The organism is Secundilactobacillus malefermentans DSM 5705 = KCTC 3548, from assembly GCF_001436395.1.
In the GTDB taxonomy this organism is placed as follows: domain Bacteria; phylum Bacillota; class Bacilli; order Lactobacillales; family Lactobacillaceae; genus Secundilactobacillus; species Secundilactobacillus malefermentans.
Genome location: NZ_AZGJ01000044.1, coordinates 1 through 16,046 on the forward strand (window position 1 = coordinate 1; position 16,046 = coordinate 16,046).

A 16,046-nucleotide genomic window follows, 5' to 3' on the forward strand; every position below is an offset into this window, starting at 1 on the left:
AACAGGAAAAAGTATAGAACCGATTATAAAAGCGGAACAACCATGATGATTCATGGTTGTTCCGCTTTTAGGTTGCTATTTAATTACTTTGAAATTATGGTTCACATCCGCCTTAATCAACGGATGTTCACGCAAATAATCGGCAATTATTTGACTCATGCTTGTTTTATTTTCAGCAATAATTTTATCTTCACTAAACATGTCGTAATGGCCGCCACCGCCAGCGCGGTAGTGATTCAACACAATTTTCAGCGGTTCGTCATCCTTAACGGGTTGATCATGATACGTCAAGTTCTGGATGCGATTACCAACTGGCTCTGAAACGCGGATTTCGTAATTAACCCCCTCGTACATGTCATAGTTATATTGGCGGTGTTTGGGGAAAACGAAGCTTGGATTAACGGCGATTTCACCATCGTTGTCTAAAACGAAGTAGCGGGCCGAGCGTTCGAGCGCCTCTTTCAACTCCTTGCCTGTAACCTGAACCACAGCCAAACCATCCGGATAAACGTAATTCGTCATAATATTGCGCATGGTGATGGGATTTTCAAATCCGGCCCCTTCGTTGTTGAACAGGGCGGTCGCTGAAATATCGACACCCATTGTGGCCATTTGCACGCGTTGAATAAATTCTATGTAGGCACTTTCTGTGATGCGCGCTTGAAAGGGATCGGTAACGGTCAGGCTGCCATCAATTTTGCCAAGCGGCTGTTCTAACCAAGAGTCCACTTCGCGATCGAGACTTGCCGTGGATTCCATAATAGCCTTGTTTAAAGGGGCTTCTTTGGTATACACGAGTTCCGCTTGACTGTCTTCGACAACAAAACGATCATCCTTTTTCTCAATCTGGAGGGTGATTTTTCCAATGGCATCTCCCCGGAAACCAGGCTGCGTAACGGGAGTTCCGAACACTTTAGCAGCAATATGACGGTGTTGATGACCGGTGATGAGCGCATCAATCCCTTTGATATCTTTGAGGAGCTGATAAGCTTCATTTTCACCGGGGTTCTTCTCAGTTGGTTTGCCGGTGTTTAAGTCGCGTTCGAAACCGCCGTGATAGGCGACAACTACGACGTCTGCCAATTGATGAAGGAACGGAACGAAATAGCGCGCAGTCTCAACTGCTGACTGAAAATGGAGTCCCTCAATGTTGTCCTGGCGCTCCCACTGAGCAACAGTTTGAGTTGTGAGGCCCAGAATGGCAACCTTCAAGCCGTTTCGATTGATAATTCTAAATGGTTGGCCCAGCGCAGCCTGACCATCAGCGTTAAGAACGTTGGCGTTGACAAAATGGCGGTCCGATTCATTTATAGCAAGTTTTAAGTAATGCTTACCGTAATTAAATTCATGATTTCCCAATACGCCACAGTCGTAACCGATTTGATTGTAAGCATCCATTAGCCACTGGGGATTGTGCACTGGCTGGACCTGAGCAACGTAATAGGCAAGCGGTGATCCCTCAAGAAAATCGCCATCGTCAATTGTAATGACGGGGCCATTTGCTTTTTGACGCTCTTCCTTCATAATTGTGGCGACTCTGGCTAAGCCAAAGGGCAATAAGCTGCCTTGCTTCACGTAATTTGTGGGAAAAACGTAGCCATGAATATCGCTTGTCGATAAGATTGTCAGTTCCATAATGGTGCCTCCGAATTGATGTGATTGCTCCTATTATACCGTTTTATATTAGAAAGTGATATCACAATACAATTGAGATAAGTTTTAAGTTATAATGGGCATATATTATATTTTAGTAGCGCAAAATGAAAATTAAAAAATTGATCTTAACGGTTATCGTGCTGACGGTGGGCTTGTTCAGTGGGACGGCTCTTGCACAGGCGGCAAGTACAGCGGAAGCGCCCACGTACAAGGCGATTTCAAGTTTAAAGACGGTTAATTACTACACTAAAATGAGACCAAGCGGTCACAATTATGGCCTTTATAAATCCGGCGGTTGGAAAACTTCTGAGACGAATGTCAGCAAAATTGGCGCTAGTTTGACGTACAAAAATAAAACCATCCACATTACGCGTGAAGAAAAAACGGTGGATGGAACCTGGCTTAAATTCACCTATAACCATACATATACGGCCTGGGTTCATCAAAACGCCACCGTTAAATCATACCGATACCTCAATGTGCCACTGATTGCTCAGCGACCAGAGCTACCGACCGGCTGTGAAATTACTGCAGTAACGATGATGCTGAAATATGCAGGCGCCAATGTGAATAAGACGATGTTGGCGAACCAAATGCCGCGAAGCCGCAATCCTGACAAAGGATTCGTGGGGATCCCCTATTCAAAAACCGGTTGGTACATTTATCCCAAGGGACTAATGAAGATCGTTAAAAAGTATGCTGGGTCATCCGTTAACATGACGGGCAGCTCATTCAATCAAATTAAAGCTAAAATTAATCAGGGTCGCGCCGTTGTTGTTTGGGTCGGCGGTGTAGACGGTTTTGTCAACCACGCGCTCACCGTGCGAGGCTATTCAAGCACCCGAGTCTATTACAATGATTCATGGACAAAGAAGAAGACGAGCATGACGATTACAAGTTTGCACAATCATCGGAAAAAGGATGCGTATCGCGCATTGAGTTACTAAAAACGGACTAATTTAGTTCGTTTTTTTGTTGGTCATGGTATGCTCTATTTGTAAAAATTAAGGAGGCTATACCATGTCAAATACGAGTGCACTTTATCCCTACCTTACTTTCGACAACACCAAAGCTGCGTTAGCTTATTATCAGGCTGTTTTTGGCGCCGAGGATGTTGAACGATTGCCCGTTACTAAAGCCGCGGCTGAAGCGATGCACATTCCGAGTAGCGTTAACTATGAGGATTTAACGATGCATGCCGTCTTTACAATTTTAGGAAATTGGGTTTATTCATCGGATAATTTTAATCATGATGACCAGTTGACGAATAGCACCAGGTTACTGATTGACGTGGATAGCGGCGATGCGGAAATGCTGAAAAAGGCGGAAGCCCTCTACCACTCATTTGAAACGGATGACTCGGTGACGATTTTGATGCCACTTGCGGATCAGGGTTGGGGCGCTAAAATGGGAATGGTGACGGATAAGTACAATGTGACGTGGATGCTCCAAATTAGAAAATGGTAAAAAAGAAGATGGCACAAAACTTTTGTTTTGTGCCATCTTCTTTAATTTACTCGACAAAAAAATGCCCGCCACTGGGGAGGTGGCGGACAACATAGGAGTAGGTGGCTTACATCACTGTAAGCCGATATTTTACTTTGGAGGAGTAAAATGAAAAAGCTTAATATTAATTACTAATATTAGGTTATGTGTATATAGTAGCAACTAAATGTGAAGAAATTGTGACGTTTTTTTGATGGAAAAGTGTTTTTTTATTCAATTGGCCACATTTTGCATGTAGGCAAGTTCATCGGTAGAAATCTGCTGGTACAGTTCATTTCCCAATTTCTTACTTATTCTACCAGATTGAACACTCGTTTGAACGTAATTATATTCATATTGGAAAGCTTGGAGAAAGAGTTCTTGTTCCCGTTCCTGGTCAGCTTGATCAGCACGGTAGCGACTGTGGTGCTCATTGTAAGAATGGCGGACCACTGAGATTTCTGCTGAATTATCAGTGTTTGCGGCATCCTTTAAGTAGGTCATCACTTGCTCGTAAATTTTATTTTCAATTTTGACCATGTCTTCCCGCATTTTTTGTAATTTAACCGTTCGTTGGTCAAAAGAGCGAGATTTAAAATCAGACTTTCGTGGTTGATTCCGTTGGCGACCAACTTTGCGCTTTCCTCGGAGTCGAAGTAAGACAAAGGAACCTCGTCTCAAGAATTGCTTAAAGCGACTGCCTTGCGTGAATCGTGAATGAAATTGTGAGAGTCGTAGATAAGTTTGGGCGGTATTTGGATCGATTTCGCCATCGCGGGCCATCTTTAGAGCCACATCCGTTGTGATTTGATTGGTCTGATTAAAAATTTCCTGCAATTTTTTCCGATTAACGCGTCCACTAGACCCTTTTTGACTGAGAAGGGTTTCTAATACGGTGGCAATTTGTGCATCGTCTTTCGGCGAACTGGCAATAAGTTGTTGGGAAGCGTAATCGACCATCTGATTTCGATGCAGCGTGACTTCTTCATCAGAAAGAATATTTTCCTTTTTAGGCAGCAATAATGGCAAAATAACGGTTGGCACAACTAGGCTTAAAATGATGACGACGGCCGCCACGAAGATGATGGCGTTCCGATAAGGAAGTGCTTTGCCAAACGCAGTGAGCGGCAAAGAGAAGGCCATTGCGAGGGTGATGGTTCCGTGGACGCCACCAATTGCATTCAGTAGCGCGGTCGAGTTACGCTGCTCTTTTTCTGCTCCTAATTTGGCAAGGTCGAATCGGACCCAAAGGAACCGGACAAGTAGAGTTGCGAGATAAAGGGCAACTGCTAGGGCAAATAGAATCGGCATCAGCTTACTTTCACCACGCATAATATTTTGCCAAACGGTTGGTAACGTCGCCCCCCAACAGGACGAAGACAAAGCCGTTGAGGACATTTTCCACAACTTGCCAGGCCGTTTTATTTTCCATTTGTAGTTGCGTGGAAAAAAGTCGTAACCGGGACTGAGATAGCCCGTGGATTAGGCCTGCTGCGACAACTGCCAAAATACCAGAAAAACTAAATAGTTCCGCAATGAGATAGATGGCAAATGGCGTAATTAAGTTATAGGGGATAATCACGGCTGCTGGGTTCATGGTTTGCTGAATTAAAAAGAGGCGCAAACTCACTGAAACCGCACCGAGGATCACACCGATTATGAGGCCGCCGATGAAGACCCACAAAAACTGTTTTAAGCTATCAAAAACGGAAAAGTTTCCAGTCGAGAAAGCGGTGAGGGCCAAATCGAATGCCACAATTCCGGATGCGTCGTTGAATAAAGACTCGTTTTTCAGTGCGGCCATGACGTTGCGAGGCATTTTCAAGTTTCCCGTAATTGAGGAAACTGCCACAGCGTCAGTTGGGGTAATGATGGCCGCGAGTGCAAATGCCAAAGCTAACGGAATAGTGGGTAAAATGCTGTGGCTGAGGAAACCGGCGATGGTAATGCTTGCAATCACCAGTAGGACAGAAAGTGAAAAGGTGGTCCCAATTTTGCCACGCATAGATTTTGTATCGGCGTTCTGACCATCATTAAACATGAGTGGCGAAATAATCGCCATTAAAAAGATTTCAGGTTCCAAAGTGAAGTGTGAAAAAAGTGGGACAAGCGACAAAAGCAGGCCTGCGCCAATTTGGTAGAAAGCGAGTGGTATTTTATCGTACCAGGTATAAATCATATTTGTGATAATGCTGGCAATCACTAATAAGGCGATTAAAAAGAAATCGGTCAACTTTGTCTCCCCCCTTGAATACTTTTACTAACTGAAAGTGTACCGCAAATCGGTCAATTATTCAGGTTGTTTGGTCGATGTTCGGTAATTAGTTACTGAATCATTTTTTTAATTTGAAAAAGCCAAGTCATAATAGTTGTTATTTCATGATTATAATGATTCTAAATCGGATAATGTGAGACTTTCGGGGTGTTTCTTTATTTAAAACGAGAAAAATAACAACTAAAAAACCGTCTGAATAATACGAACTATATTAAGATTACAACAGTATATTGTTCGTATCGTCTATTAAAATTCACGAGACCAAAAAATGCCTTGAAATCGTTGATTTATCAAGTTATTTTGCACACAGTAGTAAATGGTTTAACTCCTAATTTTACTTTCAAAAAGTATGTAAAATGGGGTTGATTATTCGGAGAAAAATGTTATTATAAGTATAGTCACATGGTAGACGTAAGTTTTTCTAATTTGTTTTGATTGTAGGGATCAACTGTAGGGGAGCTATCGTTACTAATCCAAGAACGATAAGGGAGTGCTTAAATATGATTAATTTATACATTGCACCAAGTAGTGCATCAAGTCGTAAAGCTCGCGCATGGCTAATGAGTCATGACATTCCGTTTAAGGAACGAAATATTAAATCTAATCCGCTAAATACGGACGAAGTAAAACAGATTCTACGATTAACCGAGAATGGCAGTGAAGATATCATTTCAACACGTTCAAACGTCTTTAAGGATTTACACGTTGACCTCGATGATCTTTCAGTAAGCCAGTTGGTTGATTTGGTAGTTAAGTATCCAGACCTCATTAAACGACCAATCATCTTTGATGACAAGCGTCTTGAAGTTGGCTATAACAAAGAAGAAATTCGTCGTTTCCTATCCCGTGACGTTAGAACAGCTGAATTACGTCAATTAGAATCTCAATTAAGTTCATAAACAGACTAGTAAACACCCGCAACCTGAAATTAGGTTACGGGTGTTTTTGTTATTTAAAAATAAAAACGCCGTAAAATGAGATTTTACGACGTGGTTACGATATAAAATTAGGTAGAGACTAAAAGAAGGAAAGCTGCTGTCCTTGAACTTCCGGCGTTTGACGCTCCTCGACATATCTCTGAGCGAGTTCGTGATGTCCCAACAAATCAAGCGTACTGATGAGAAGCTGGCGAATGGTCACAGTATCAATCCGAGTAAAGGAAGCTATTTGGGCTAATACCAAAGCATTAGCTCTCCGAATTAGATCAGAATCATGAGTTAGTTGGGTTAAACTATGTAAGATTTTTCGCCCATCAAACATGACTTTCCGTCCGTTTTGCTTTTCAACGTAACGAATTGAAATTTGCATTTGAGATTGTTGTGGTTTGCGTACATTCACGAGACATAACTTCCTTTCTTTACACTTTCTATTTTATAGCAATTGAAAATTTTTAGCAACAATATATTGTGTACTTAACATGATGTTTCCAATATGTTGTGGTAGAAATTCAGTAAGGTGACAGAGCGTTGCGTTAATTTTTGCAGGACTAATTTAAAAAGTTGCTTGACAATTTTTTGAATGCCGGTTAAAGTAGGAATCATTAAATATCGATTAGAAAATGCTGAGATGAATTGGGGAATCGATATCAAGAGGTTTAAAGGGAGCACCGTTAGTGGAAAGGTGCAGCGTCTTGATAGTCAAAAGCCAATTTTGAGCATGATGACTCGCTAAGAGGAATCCGGGTGCACCCGATAGCATGCCAACATATCGCCGCGTCGACCGGCTGTGTGTAAGTGGTGGAGATTCGTCTTCACAAATGAGGTGGTACCGCGCTAAAGCGTCCTTTAGGAATTTATATTCCTAAGGGGCGCTTTTTTTGTTTATCAGGCCAGGTGAACAAGTGCCGAAGGATTTCTAATCGAAATAAAAATAAAAAATGGAGGAACTGCTATGTTTAAGGGAAGAGCGTCAATGATGATCATTATTAGTGTTGCGATTGGAGCTATGGCAGCGTTAATGACTGGCTGTGCATCAACTGCAGTTGGCGGACAAAGCGCTAGCAATTCTGCAGATAAAACTTTAAAGATAACAATTCCAGGTGAACCCACAACGACTGATCCGACTAAGAAAATTGAAACGAACGCTGAAGCAATTACTTCTCAAACAAATGAAGGTATTTATCGCAAAAATGCGAAACATGACATCGTCGCCGGAGTTGTTGAGAAGGTTGTGACACCAACCGAAAATGGAACAAAATATACGTTTACGATTAAAAAGAATGCTAAATGGCAGGATGGAACTTCCGTCAAATCGGAGGATTTTGTGAACTCAATCCAACGTCAGGCGAATCCAACAACGAAGTCACAGCAAACTGATGACATTCAATATATCAAGAATTTTACCGCCGTTAATAGTGGCAAGATGGATCCTTCTAAATTGGGGATTCAAGCCGTCAATGACAGAACCTTTACCGTCAAATTGACCCGCAAAGTCTCATTTATGAACTACGAATTTACCGGATTTTACCCATTGCAGACGGCTGCCATCAAGAAATACGGCAGCAAGTATGGGACTTCCGCAAGTACGACCGTTTCAAATGGGGCCTACGTTCTTAAAGGCTGGACTGGTACAAACGACAAGTGGCGTTACGCAAAGAACACGCACTACTGGGATGCCAAAAACGTGAAGATCTCGAACGTTAAGGTCACGGTGGTTAAAGAGGATAGCACCGCATCCAATATGTTCAATTCCGGCGAAATCGATTTAACCAGTATTTCAGGTCAGTACGTTAAGCAAAATAAGAATAATAAGAACTTGAAAGTAACCAAGACTGCCCGAAATAATTACCTTTATTTCAATAACAAAAAGAAGAGCACGTCAAACGAAAACGTTCGTCATGCCATTAGTCTCGTCATTAATCGGAAGCAATTGGCTAATAACGTGCTTGGTGACGGCTCAACCGCATCGGATAACATTGTGCCATCTGGTCTAGCCAAGAACCCAACAACTGGCGAAGACTTTAATAAGGAAATGGGGAATCTTGCCCCAACCGATATTGCCAAAGCCAAAAAGTACTGGGCAAAGGCGCAAAAAGAATTGGGCAAAACGACCATTACACTTGATCTGTTGACTGATGATGCTGATACCGAAAAGAAACTGGGTCAGTACGTTCAAGGCACTGTTCAGAAGAACCTTAAAGGATTGAAGATTAATGTGGTTTCAGTTCCGCACGCAACCCACGTTACTCGTGACTTCTCGACTGACTTTGACATTGCGACAGTTGGCTGGGGTCCTGATTATACCGACGCTGACGACTTCTTGGCTCAAATGGTCAGCTCTGGTTCAATCAACTTCTCCAAATGGAAGGATGATAAGTACGAAGCCTTGATGGCTAAAGTTGAGGAAACCGACAAGTATACGGCACAACAACGCTACGATTTCCAAAAGCAAGCTGATAAACGACTGATGGAAGTTGCCGCAGTGGCACCAACTTATCAAGCCGCAACGGCTCACCTTGTTAATAGTAAACTTGGTGGTTTGAGTTGGGATGCGTTCTCTGGTTCAGGGAGTCAATTGCAATATGCTTATTGGAAATAAATGAGAATTTTATTAGATAATTTTTAAAAATCCCGTTGACAAGCGAAAATTAGAGGCTTACTGTTAGACGTAAGTTAAAAACAGATGAGAAAGCAATGATGAAGTAGAGTAGAAATAAGGATTTGTTCAGCGACTTCCGTTTGGTGAGAGGGAAGGCAAATCATTATTTTGAAAATCACTTCGGAGCTATGTGGTGAAAATTAGTAACCTACACTGGGGGGCGCCCATTATCGTGCCTAAGAATTGCCGAGACGTCCGGCAGTTCGATAAGCGGCGGTCATTTGACTGCAAGAAAAGGTGGTACCACGCGCAAGCGCCCTTTGAGTTCATTGAACTCGAGGGCGCTTTTTGTTTCTCATCGATACATAGTTTCATCGCGACACAATTAGGAGGGAAAACACATATGAAAAAAACACTTACTTTTGGAACACTAGCCGTTGTAGCAGGCTTGGCATTGGCAGGATGTGGTAGTTCATCTGCTAATAAGGCAAAGGATCAAAATAAGACACTTAACGTAACCGAAGCATCTGAAATGCAAATCGCTGATCCAAACAAGGCAACCGACGCCTACTCGTTTGATATGATGGAACAAACAACTGAAGGACTTTATCGCCTAAATAACAGTGGCAAGGTCGTTGCGGGGATGGCTACGAAGGTTGTAAAGCCAACGAATAATAACACCAAGTACGTTTTCACCTTACGAAAGGGTGCCAAATGGAGTAATGGCGATGAAGTTACCGCGCAGGATTTCGTTACGTCCTTTGACCGGCAAGTTGATCCAAAGACAAAGGCCCAATATGCGAACCGGTTGGAAACCTTTAAGAATTATGCCGCCGTTCAGTCTGGTAAGATGAAGCCGAGCGCATTAGGTGTTAAGGCAACAGGAAAGTACAAATTGACGGTGACGTTGAGCAAACAAAATCCGACATTTGACTACGATTTGGCAACTGAATTGCTGCCCGTTAATACGAAGCTGGTCAAAAAATACGGGAGTAAATATGGAACAAACGCTTCTAAGGTTGCCGCAAATGGCCCATACGTTCTGAAAAACTGGAACGGGACGAAGGATACGTGGCAGTATGTTAAAAATGACAAGTACTATAAGAAGAGTTCTGTAAAAATCAACAAGGTTAACGTTCAAGTGGTGAAAACGTCTAGTACAGCTGAAAACCTATTTTCTGCAGGAAAGGTTCAAGAAACTAGGGGAACAATCAGCGGAACCCAAGTTAAAGAAGCTGAGAATAATGCTAAGCTGAAGAAACAGTTGGTTAAGACGTTGACTGGGGCAGTTACGGTCCAACATTTCAATAAGGACCGTAAGTTGACAGCAAATTCTGATTTCAGAAAAGCTGCCTCCGCTGCACTTAATTTGAAGCAACTTACCTCGAAGATTAACCAAGATGGCTCACAACCACTTAAAAACTTAGTCGCTGCTGGAACTGCCAAGGATCCAAATACGGGCAAAGATTTCGCTGATGCAGTTGGCAATTACACAAAACACAGTGATGCTCAAGCTAAAGCATATTGGAAAAAAGCTGTAAAAGCACTTGGTAGCAGTAATCAGAAGGTGAACCTATTAATTAGTACTTCTGATAGTGGTAAGAACATGGCCGAATACATCCAAAGTCAATGGGAAAAGGACATGCCAGGTTTGAAAGTGACAATCACTTCTGTACCACTTCAACAAGAAATCACAAAGATGTTTAAGAAGGACTTTGATGTTGCTCAGTTCGGCTGGACTGGTGGCGAACCTGATCCACTTAATGATCTTGAAATTTTCCAAAAGGGTAACTCAGTTAACTTTACTGGTTGGAATGACAAACAATTTAACACATTGATGGATCAAGCTGCAACGACCACGAATAAAAAGGCCCGTTACACGTTGCTTAAGAAGGCAGCCCGTCGCGCAATGGAAGTTCGTGGGGTTAATCCAATTGATCAACAAGCACAAATTACACTATTAAGCAGCAAGGTTGGTGGGCTAAAATATTCGGCAACCAACACGACTGGACAATATCGTTACGCATACTGGAAATAGGGAGACGTTAATTAATGGCTGATGAGTTAAAGCAAAATGTTGAAAAAGCGTTAAAGGAAGATTACGGGCGTTTGGAAAAGTATCTCAGTATCGAAACAGTTTCCGCTCAAAACCGCGGTATCGACGAAACGGTCGCATTCTTAAAACAATCGTTTACTGATTTGGGAGCTTCAAACGTTGAAACTTGGCACGATGTTGGTGACAGCAATCCCTTCGTTTTTGCGGAATTTGCGGCGGGTCCTGAAGGAAACGCGGATAGAACGCTCCTATTCTATAATCACTATGATGTTCAGCCACCAGAACCCCTGGATGAGTGGGAATCAGAACCTTTCAAACTAACCGAAAAAGATGGCAAGTATGTGGCACGTGGGGTTTCCGATGATAAAGGTGAGTTAATGATCCGAATGACGGCGGTGAAGGCTCTTCAGCGCTCTGGCGGGTTGCCTTGTAACCTGAAGTTTATCGTTGAAGGTGGCGAAGAAGTGGGTAGCCCATTTGTTCCGGAAATGGTCCAAAAGCACGTTGCTCAACTGAAAGCGGATGCCCTCGTTTGGGAAACGGGCGGAAAAGATGCTGACGATAATTTCCAAGTGACCTGTGGTGTCAAAGGAATTATGAGTTTTGAGCTGACCGTCACCACGGCAGCTAAGGACATGCACTCATCGCTCGCGGCTTACGCAGATAATGCCGCTTGGCGCTTAACGAAGGCGTTGGCTTCACTAAAGTATGCGGACAATCGCGTTCTAGTCGAAGGCTTTTACGATGATGTGCGGGAACTGACCGACACCGAAAAGGCGGCAACTGCCAAACTCCAATTTAATGAAGCAACGACGCGCGAAACATTTGGCATGAAACGGCCGTTGATGACGGATGACCCGAAAACGGCGTTGGTGAACGAGCCAACCATGACGATCAATGGGTTGTCGAGCGGTTACGAAGGGGATGGCGTCAAAACGGTTATTCCTAAGTTTGCTAAGGCCAAGCTGGACTGTCGTTTAGTTCCTAATCAAGCCCCAAAGAAGATTGCCGAATTAATTCAAACCCAGCTAAACAAAAATGGATTCGATGATGTTCAGGTTACCTATTTATTGGGAGAAGATCCCTATCGCTCCAACCTTGACGACCCATTTGTTAAATTAGCGGTAGAAACGGCTAATCAAGTTTACGGAAATAAGGTAAAATTAGTACCAAACGCAGCAGGTGGAGGTCCAGAAGCACCATTTTACGAATCACTGAAAGTGCCATTGGTTGCAACCGGTGGAACTTACGCGGGTTCTGGCCCCCACGCGCCGAACGAAAGTGTTCGGGTGGCGGATTATGCACAGGATGCTGAGTATACGGCACGATTGTTGCGCAATTTTAAAACGCTTTGAAAAAAATAGAACGAGGCGGATTCTTGCGTCTCGTTTTGGTATTGAAAGGATGATTGGCGAATGGCAAAAAGTGTTGTAGCAGAGGATTTATTCAAATTAAAGTCATTAACGCAGGTGACGCAGGGTGGCGACTTAACCTTCTTTGTTGAAAATAAAACGGATAAAGAAACGAATTCGTATCCCACCAAAATTGGGAGCGTCGATGCGACTGGTAAATACCAAGTTTGGGCTGATGGGGGCGTGAATACGCAGCCAACCCCAACGCCAGATTTTCTATTTTACGTGGGCCAAGCTGATGACGAAAAGAAAACGCCACAACTATTTAAAATGCCACTAACCGGTGGTAGCGCAGAACAAGTCACTGCTGGCAAGCCACAAGTCCAACAAGTGGTAGCGTCAGGTGATGGGTCAACATTGGTTTTCAAAACCCTCACGACTGATGAAGAGCCTAAGTATAAGACAACTGATTTTCCGAAAACCCGACACGTGACAAAGCTAATGAGTCATATGGATGGCTATGGGTGGTACCCAAACGACGGCGTTTATACACTCAACACGGTTGATGTTGCGACCGGAAAAGTGACGAAAGTATTTGAAAGTGCCTACAGTTTTAAATTAGTCGATGTTGATCAAACAGGTGCGTTGGCGGCTTATACGCGTCAGACGAATCCAGAACTTGATACGGATTACGATCCAACCAGTGGCTTATATTTTTACGATTTGACTGAAAAAACAGAAACTTGGGTCACTGAAAGTGTGGCCGGTGGTAGCTTTAACGATGCTAGCTTCTCTCCAGATGGCCAAACCGTTGCGGTTGTTGGAAATGACCAGTCACACCAAGGGATGACGGTGGACGATTTATGGGTTTACGATGTTCAATCTGAAAAGTTGACCAATTTAACCCATGCTGATGACACAGTCGTTGTTGGATTTGGTGGTGAAATGGCAACTGATTTCGTTCAGCATCGCAAAGAAAAGGGCGTCTACTGGTTAGACAACAATCAGTACGTCTTTACTGCGTTGCACCATGGGCACAGTCAAATGTACACGGGTGACAAAACCGGCGTAAAGTTAGTCGATGATCAGCCTCGCGAAGTTTACGATTTTGATGTGGTCAATAGCCACACGGTGGCCCTTTCCGTTTCAAAGCAGGATAAGCCCAGTGAGTTGGTCCATTTGGACGTTAATGGAGGAACTGAAAAGGCCTTGTACAATCCCAATGCTGAGTATGAAAAGAATCACACTTATACATCACCAAAGCATTTCAATTATAAAGCTAAGGACGGGCAAGCCCTTGAAGGCTGGTACTTACCACCCGTTGAGGCAAAAGCGAAGAATCCGGTTCTCCTTTATGTTCATGGCGGGCCACACGCCGCTTACGGTGAGAGCTTCTTCTTCGAGTTCCAGGTTTATACCACTTTGGGATACGGCGTGGTCTTTGTGAACCCCCGTGGCTCAACAACTTATGGGCAAGCTTTCGTTGATGACGTGACGGGTCACTACGGTCAGCGCGATTACACCGATGTGCTGGATGGCTTGGATTATGCGCTAGAAAAGTTCCCAGAATTGGATGAAGATCATCAGTATATTGCTGGTGGCTCATACGGTGGCTTTATGACAACGTGGACGGTTGGTCATACCGATCGTTTTGCGGCGGCAGTTGCCCAACGGAGCGTGACCAATTGGATTGGGATGTACGGACAATCTGATATTGGTTTTTATTTCAATCGCCAAGAGTTACAGGCGGACTTGTTTGATCCAGACGGGTTGAAAAAGTATTGGGAAATGTCACCATTGGCGTATGCGCACAACGTGAAAACGCCGCTACGATTGCTGCATGGTGAGTGGGATATGCGTTGCCCAATTAGTCAAAGTGAGGAGTTCTTCACGGCGGTTAAGCAAACGGGAACGGATGTCGATTTGGTTCGTTATCCGCAGGCGTTCCATGGTGTGTCACGGGATGGCTTGCCGAGTTTACGGGTGCAGCGGGTGAAGGATATGGATGAGTGGTTTAGTAGATACTAGTGCTAAGGCCCTCGGTAATTTCTGAGTACTAACAAAAAATCTCCCTTTGATGGTCTAGATCAAAGGGAGGTTTTAGTTAGACGGAAGAAATTGAGGGTCGAAGCACGCAGACGCAATGTAATGGTGACGAATATTTCTAGACGGTTCTGGTCTGGGAGTGTTTTTAGGTTAGGCGGAGATGATTGCGGTTTGGAGCACGCAGATGCAATGTAGCCGTTAGACGGAAGAAATTGAGGGCCGAAGCACGCAGATGCAATGTAATTGTTACATGAAAGAAGGATTTAACTTGCAAAACCGAATTGCTATTTTGGGGGATGTTCACGGTAACGTCACAGCACTTGAAGCAGTCCTGAAAGACTGTATTGCGAATGATGTGACAGAATACTGGTTTTTGGGAGATCTCATCTTACCCGGACCAGGTGGCCATAATTTATTTGAAATGTTGGAAAGGGTGAAACCCACAGTTTGGCTAAATGGAAACTGGGAGGAATCCTACTTGCAGTTTCTAAATGGCCAAGTTGATATAAATGATCCTGCAGACATTCACTTTGCCAAAATAGCTGAGCGCCTGGCGAGGGATCTTAAAGAATCGGACGTTGTTAGAATGAAACAGGCGCCCATTCACCAAATAAAACAGGTCAATCACTTAAACTTTTCAATCACCCATAACTTACCGAACAAAAGTTATGGACCAGAATTGTATCCAACGCAAGATCAGTCAAATTTTGATCAGTTATTTAAAGAGCATGAAGAGTTGGATGTTGCGGTTTATGCCCATATTCATCAGCCAGTTTTGCGTTATACATCTAAAGGACAGCTGATATTAAATCCGGGTGCTGTGGGACAGCCTTATGATTCTTGGCCAAAACTTTGGTCAGATTTAAGGGCTCAATATGCGATTATCACGGTTGATGATGAGGGCCTGCAGGTCAATTTTCGAAAAGTTTCTTACAATGTTGATAGGGAACTTCAACGGGCGAACGCTGTTAATCTACCGTACTTGTCACTATATGAAGAATTACGAAAAACGGGTAAAGCGCACACCCATAATCAAGATATGTTGGCACAAATGAACGAAGAGTTTGGTTACAAGCAAGATGTTATTAATTATTTGAAAAATAAGTCATAGAGATTGGTGAAATATCTTCGAGCAATCGAGGGTATTTTTGTGTGGATGTGGTTTTTCAAATACGAACTTTATTAAAGTGGAATTGTTCGATTTTGACAGTGCAGGTAGAGAAATTTGACTGGAACGAAGGAAAATTACATTCCAGAACAGCTAGACATAATTTACATTAATTTTGATCCAACTAAGGGAAGAGAAATTAAGAAAAGACGGCCTGCACTCGTCATGAGTTCAACAGTCTATAATCGGCGGACAGGGTTCGTCGTTGTTTGCCCCATCACTAGCACTCATAGGGATTTACCAATGTATGTAGAGTTGCACAGCCATAAAATTCACGGCCAGGTTAACGCCATTCAACTGCGAAGTTTAGATTATTTGAAGTCTAATCGGCAAATTGAATTCGTTGAGTCCGCGCCCATACAAGATTTTGAACGAACAGCAAAAATAATCAAAGACATCTTCAATTTTGACGATTTAATCAGTAATTTTAGCTAAATAAAAGCCACCTTCTGAAGTGAACCCCCGGTATTG

13 protein-coding genes and 1 other annotated feature are annotated in these 16,046 nt (G+C 43.2%); of the genes, 9 read left to right on the plus strand and 4 right to left on the minus strand.

Going from position 1 to position 16,046, the window contains the following annotated elements:
- Nucleotides 1-75: 75 nt before the first annotated feature.
- Entirely contained in the window at nt 76-1,635 is a 1,560-nt protein-coding gene (locus tag FD44_RS07890; protein WP_010620417.1) for a bifunctional metallophosphatase/5'-nucleotidase, read from the minus strand.
- Between the two features lie 125 nt (nt 1,636-1,760).
- Between FD44_RS07890 and FD44_RS07895 the strand changes: the two genes are divergently transcribed.
- Both FD44_RS07895 and FD44_RS07900 read left to right on the plus strand, forming a co-directional pair.
- A complete protein-coding gene (locus tag FD44_RS07895; RefSeq protein ID WP_010620416.1) occupies nt 1,761-2,603 on the plus strand; it encodes a C39 family peptidase in 843 nt (280 codons plus the stop codon).
- Nucleotides 2,604-2,676: 73 nt separating this feature from the next.
- A complete protein-coding gene (locus tag FD44_RS07900) occupies nt 2,677-3,123 on the plus strand; it encodes a VOC family protein (RefSeq protein WP_010620415.1) in 447 nt (148 codons plus the stop codon).
- Between the two features lie 252 nt (nt 3,124-3,375).
- Here FD44_RS07900 and FD44_RS07905 read toward each other — a convergent pair whose 3' ends face one another.
- Together FD44_RS07905 and FD44_RS07910 are read right to left on the minus strand one after the other, a co-directional pair.
- Nucleotides 3,376-4,539 (minus strand): cation:proton antiporter, encoded by a 1,164-nt coding sequence (locus FD44_RS07905; protein ID WP_155801548.1) that lies wholly within the window; start codon nt 4,537-4,539, stop codon nt 3,376-3,378.
- Nucleotides 4,463-5,374, minus strand: a complete 912-nt coding sequence (locus tag FD44_RS07910) for a cation:proton antiporter (RefSeq protein WP_050899331.1) — start codon at nt 5,372-5,374, stop codon at nt 4,463-4,465. Before FD44_RS07910 ends, FD44_RS07905 begins: the two co-directional genes overlap by 77 nt.
- Nucleotides 5,375-5,916: 542 nt before the next feature.
- Here FD44_RS07910 and spx point away from each other — a divergent pair.
- Nucleotides 5,917-6,315: a transcriptional regulator Spx gene (gene spx / locus FD44_RS07915; protein WP_010620414.1), complete on the plus strand. Its 399-nt coding sequence runs from the start codon at nt 5,917-5,919 to the stop codon at nt 6,313-6,315.
- A gap of 118 nt (nt 6,316-6,433) precedes the next feature.
- On the opposite strand, the gene FD44_RS07920 is transcribed toward spx, so the two are convergent.
- Nucleotides 6,434-6,754 carry an ATP cone domain-containing protein gene (locus FD44_RS07920; RefSeq protein ID WP_010620413.1) on the minus strand — a complete coding sequence of 107 codons (321 nt, stop codon included), beginning with the start codon at nt 6,752-6,754 and terminating at the stop codon, nt 6,434-6,436.
- A 552-nt stretch (nt 6,755-7,306) separates the two neighbouring features.
- Between FD44_RS07920 and FD44_RS07925 the strand changes: the two genes are divergently transcribed.
- From FD44_RS07925 to FD44_RS07950, 6 genes are all read left to right on the plus strand, one after another.
- Complete coding sequence (locus tag FD44_RS07925; protein WP_010620412.1) at nt 7,307-8,953, plus strand: peptide ABC transporter substrate-binding protein; 1,647 nt, start codon at nt 7,307-7,309, stop codon at nt 8,951-8,953.
- 86 nt (nt 8,954-9,039) lie between these two features.
- Nucleotides 9,040-9,277, plus strand: a binding site (T-box leader).
- Nucleotides 9,278-9,356: 79 nt separating this feature from the next.
- Nucleotides 9,357-10,991, plus strand: coding sequence for a peptide ABC transporter substrate-binding protein (locus FD44_RS07930; RefSeq protein ID WP_010620411.1), 1,635 nt, complete (start codon nt 9,357-9,359; stop codon nt 10,989-10,991).
- Nucleotides 10,992-11,005: 14 nt separating this feature from the next.
- A complete protein-coding gene (locus FD44_RS07935) occupies nt 11,006-12,364 on the plus strand; it encodes a M20/M25/M40 family metallo-hydrolase (RefSeq protein WP_010620410.1) in 1,359 nt (452 codons plus the stop codon).
- A gap of 60 nt (nt 12,365-12,424) precedes the next feature.
- Nucleotides 12,425-14,389, plus strand: coding sequence for a S9 family peptidase (locus FD44_RS07940; RefSeq protein WP_010620409.1), 1,965 nt, complete (start codon nt 12,425-12,427; stop codon nt 14,387-14,389).
- 286 nt (nt 14,390-14,675) lie between these two features.
- Nucleotides 14,676-15,518 carry a metallophosphoesterase family protein gene (locus tag FD44_RS07945; protein WP_010620408.1) on the plus strand — a complete coding sequence of 281 codons (843 nt, stop codon included), beginning with the start codon at nt 14,676-14,678 and terminating at the stop codon, nt 15,516-15,518.
- A 114-nt stretch (nt 15,519-15,632) separates the two neighbouring features.
- Entirely contained in the window at nt 15,633-16,010 is a 378-nt protein-coding gene (locus FD44_RS07950) for a type II toxin-antitoxin system PemK/MazF family toxin (protein WP_010620407.1), read from the plus strand.
- The last annotated feature ends 36 nt before the right edge of the window (nt 16,011-16,046 follow it).